This window comes from Streptomyces sp. LS1784 (assembly GCF_020103755.1).
In the GTDB taxonomy this organism is placed as follows: Bacteria; Actinomycetota; Actinomycetes; order Streptomycetales; family Streptomycetaceae; genus Kitasatospora.
Window position 1 is genome coordinate 1 of record NZ_JAHSQD010000699.1, and the last position, 3,785, is coordinate 3,785.

4 protein-coding genes are annotated in these 3,785 nt (G+C 71.5%); 2 read left to right on the plus strand and 2 right to left on the minus strand.

Annotation, left to right across the window (positions count from 1 at the left end; genetic code table 11):
* The first annotated feature begins 348 nt into the window (after positions 1 to 348).
* A complete protein-coding gene (locus tag KS423_RS40795; RefSeq protein WP_224284780.1) occupies positions 349 to 768 on the plus strand; it encodes a DUF3151 domain-containing protein in 420 nt (139 codons plus the stop codon).
* A gap of 93 nt (positions 769 to 861) precedes the next feature.
* On the opposite strand, the gene fbaA is transcribed toward KS423_RS40795, so the two are convergent.
* Positions 862 to 1,884 carry a class II fructose-bisphosphate aldolase gene (gene fbaA / locus KS423_RS40800; RefSeq protein WP_224284781.1) on the minus strand — a complete coding sequence of 341 codons (1,023 nt, stop codon included), beginning with the start codon at positions 1,882 to 1,884 and terminating at the stop codon, positions 862 to 864.
* A 366-nt stretch (positions 1,885 to 2,250) separates the two neighbouring features.
* Here fbaA and KS423_RS40805 point away from each other — a divergent pair, with 366 nt between their 5' ends.
* Positions 2,251 to 2,970 (plus strand): DedA family protein, encoded by a 720-nt coding sequence (locus tag KS423_RS40805; protein WP_224284782.1) that lies wholly within the window; start codon positions 2,251 to 2,253, stop codon positions 2,968 to 2,970.
* Positions 2,971 to 3,056: 86 nt separating this feature from the next.
* Here KS423_RS40805 and pyrE read toward each other — a convergent pair whose 3' ends face one another.
* Positions 3,057 to 3,593: an orotate phosphoribosyltransferase gene (gene pyrE / locus KS423_RS40810; protein ID WP_224284783.1), complete on the minus strand. Its 537-nt coding sequence runs from the start codon at positions 3,591 to 3,593 to the stop codon at positions 3,057 to 3,059.
* Between the last annotated feature and the right edge of the window lie 192 nt (positions 3,594 to 3,785).

A 3,785-nucleotide genomic window follows, 5' to 3' on the forward strand; every position in this document is an offset into this window, starting at 1 on the left:
CCTGCTCGGCCGGCGGGGCGACCCTCGCCTGGGTGGTCGGGGCGGCGGCCGGGGTCCCCGCGGGGCGGGTCAGCACGACCGCCGTGGCGCCCAGCACCAGCACGGCGACCACAAGTGCCGTGAGCATGCCAGGGCCGAGTCTCCGCCGCTGCCGTCGGCGTCGGCGACCGCCCTTCCGGGGCGGTGCGGCGCGCCTGCCGGCGGATCGGGCTGCGGACATGATCTTCACACTCGCATGGGAAACGGGTGAATGTCCATGTCCCCGGTGTGCGGCGTTCGGGGCGCGGGAAGCGGTGGCCGTCCGGGACGGCGGTTGACCCCTGCGTCTCGGATGGCAGACTTCAGGGCATGGCGATTCACAGGAACCTTCTCGACGGTCCCGAACCGACCCTCCTCCCGGAGGAGGAGCGGCCCTACCGGATGCTGGCGGAGGAGTCGGCCTCCCCGACCCAGGTGGCGGCCGAGTTCCCGGCCTTCTGCCTGGCCTGGGCCATGCTCGCCGACGACGCCTACGCGGCCGGCCGGTACGTCGAGTCGTATGCCTACGCCCGTACCGGCTACCACCGCGGCCTGGACGCGCTGCGGCGCAACGGCTGGAAGGGCCACGGCCCGGTGCCGTGGGAGCACCGCGGCAACCGCGGCTTCCTGCGCTGCCTGGCGGCGCTCGCCCGGGCGGCCGGCGCGATCAAGGAGACCGAGGAGGAGGCTCGCTGCTGGCAGTTCCTGAAGGACAGCAGCGCGGAGGCGTACGCGGAGCTCAAGCAGTAGGACACCCCCCGACGTGCGGGTGCCCCCGGCGGTCTCCGCCGGGGGCACCCGTGTTTCACGCTTCGGGCGCGGGCCGTACGTCGGGCGCGGGGCTCACTTCAGGCGCTTGCCCGCCGAACGCAGCTGCTCGGCGGCCTCGACCACGCGGGCGGCCATGCCGGCCTCGGCCAGCTTGCCCCAGGTGCGCGGGTCGTAGGTGTTCTTCTTGCCGACCTCGCCGTCGACCTTCAGCACGCCGTCGTAGTTGGCGAACATGTGGCCGGCCACCGGGCGGGTGAAGGCGTACTGGGTGTCGGTGTCCAGGTTCATCTTCACGACGCCGTTCTCCAGCGCGGTGGCGATCTCCTCGGCGGTCGAGCCCGAGCCGCCGTGGAAGACGAAGTCGAACGGGTCGGTCTTGCCGTACTGCTTTCCGATCGCGTCCTGGAGCTCGCGCAGCAGCTCCGGCTTCAGCACGACGTTGCCCGGCTTGTACACGCCGTGCACGTTGCCGAAGGAGGCGGCCAGCAGGTAGCGGCCCTTCTCACCCAGGCCCAGCGCCTCGGCGGTGCGCACGGCGTCGTTGACGGTGGTGTACAGCTCGTCGTTGATCTCGTGGGTGACGCCGTCCTCCTCGCCACCGGTCGGGGTGATCTCGACCTCAAGGATGATCTTGGCGGCGGCGGCCTGGGCCAGCAGCTCCTGGGCGATGGCCAGGTTGTCGGAGAGGGTCTCGGCCGAGCCGTCCCACATGTGCGACTGGAACAGCGGGTTCTCGCCCTTGGCCACGCGCTCGGCGGAGATCGCCAGCAGCGGGCGGACGTAGCCGTCCAGCTTGTCCTTCGGGCAGTGGTCGGTGTGCAGCGCGACGGTGATGTCGTACTTGGCGGCGACGATGTGGGCGAACTCGGCGAGCGCGACGGCGCCGGTCACCATGTCCTTGTTGTGCTGGCCGCCCAGGAACTCCGCGCCACCGGTCGAGATCTGGATGATGCCGTCGCTCTCGGCCTCGGCGAAGCCGCGCAGCGCGGCGTGCAGGGTCTGCGACGACGTGACGTTGATCGCCGGGTAGGCGAACTTGCCCGCCTTGGCCCGGTCGAGCATCTCGTTGTAGACCTCGGGAGTTGCGATGGGCATGCGATCCGCTCCTGTCGGGTTGCGGCGTACGGACGGTGCTGTCCGACGCTGTGTACGCCTTCGTGACGACTCCGTGCCGGCCCGCCGACGCGCGGCGTTGCGGTGTGGCTCTCCGGCACCAAGGTTCGAGGCGACCTCCGCGGTTCGGCCATGAGGGTGGTGTGCCACCGCGGACCGGACGCCTGTGTCATCTTCCCAGACTCGTGCCCGCAGGTCAGCAGGAGCCCGCCATGCGGAACGTCGCGGGGCGTGGGCGCGGGCCGGTCCCCGGACGGCCCCGGCGGGGGTCGGCAGCGGCCCCGGCCGGGGCACCGCAGGCACGGTACGCCCGCTTCGCCGGCACGGTACGCCCGCTATCCTGCGCCCGTGGACTACAACCAGTTGGCCGTCAACCTGCTCGACGCCAAATCCCTGATCTCGTCCCTCGGCGCCATCGGGCTGATCGCGATCATCTTCGCGGAGACCGGCCTGCTGGTCGGCTTCTTCTTCCCGGGCGACTCGCTGCTGATCCTCGCGGGCGTCGCCGCGTCGAGCGCCGCCTCCTCGGTGCTCGGCGACGGCGCCAGGCTGCCGATCACCCTCCTGCTGATCGGCTGTCCGATCGCGGCGATCGCCGGTGCGCAGCTCGGGCACCTGATCGGCGCCAAGGTCGGGCCGAAGATGTTCGACAAGCCCGATTCGAAGATCTTCCGCCGCGAGTACGTCGTGAAGGCGGAGGAGTACTTCAACAAGTTCGGCTCCGGCAAGGCGGTGGTGCTGGCCCGCTTCATGCCGATCATCCGCACGTTCCTGAACCCGGTCGCCGGCACCCTGGAGATGCCCGCCCGGACCTTCTTCGTCTGGAACGTGATCGGCGGTGTGCTGTGGACCGAGTCCATGCTGCTGACCGGCTACTTCTTCGGTGACGCGCTCGCCCCCGTGATCGACAAGTACCTGATCCCGGCGGTGCTGCTGATCGTCCTGCTCTCGATCTCGCCGATCCTGATCGAGGTCATGCGCGAGCGGAAGAAGAAGCGGGCCGGCGGCGCCGAGGCCGTCGAGGAGAGCCAGGTCCAGGCAGGCGGCGGCCGGCACCGGCGGGGCTGAGCGCCCGGCGCTCCGGATACGGCGAGGGCCGGTGCTGTTTCACGTGAAACAGCACCGGCCCTCTGTCGTTCGTCGTGCCGGCCGGGTCAGAGACCCAGGTCGTCCAGGTTGTACGCGGTCACGTACTCCAGGCCCTGGGCCTCGACAGCGGCCGCGCCGCCGCGCTCCACGATCACCGCGACGCCGACCACCTCGGCGCCCGCCTCGCGCAGCGCCTCCACGGCGGTCAGCACCGAGCCGCCGGTGGTGGAGGTGTCCTCGACGGCCAGCACCCGGCGGCCCTTGACGTCCGGGCCCTCGATCCGGCGCTGGAGGCCGTGCGCCTTGCCGGTCTTGCGGACCACGAAGGCGTCCAGCTGCTGCCCGCGTGCGGCGGCGGCGTGCAGCATCGAGGCGGCCACCGGGTCGGCACCCAGGGTCAGACCGCCGACGGCGTCGTACTCCAGGTGCGAGGTCGCGTCCAGCATCACCCGGCCGACCAGCGGGGCGGCCACGCCGTCCAGCGTGATCCGGCGCAGGTCGACGTAGTAGTCGGCCTCCTTGCCGGAGGAGAGGGTGACCTTGCCGTGCACGACGGCCTTGTCCTTGATCTGTGCCAGCAGGGCGTCGCGGTCGTTGCTCATGAGCGTTCAGTCTAGGCCCTGGTGGTCCTTGCGGCGCTCCGGGCTCAGCGCCGGCGCAGCGCCCTGACCAGCACCACGGCACCGCCCAGCAGGGCCACCGAGCCGCCGATCACCCACGGCACCGCGCTGCGGCCGCCGGTGCCGGGCACCACGATCCCGCCGGCCTCCCCGCCCCAGCGGGACGCCGCGCGG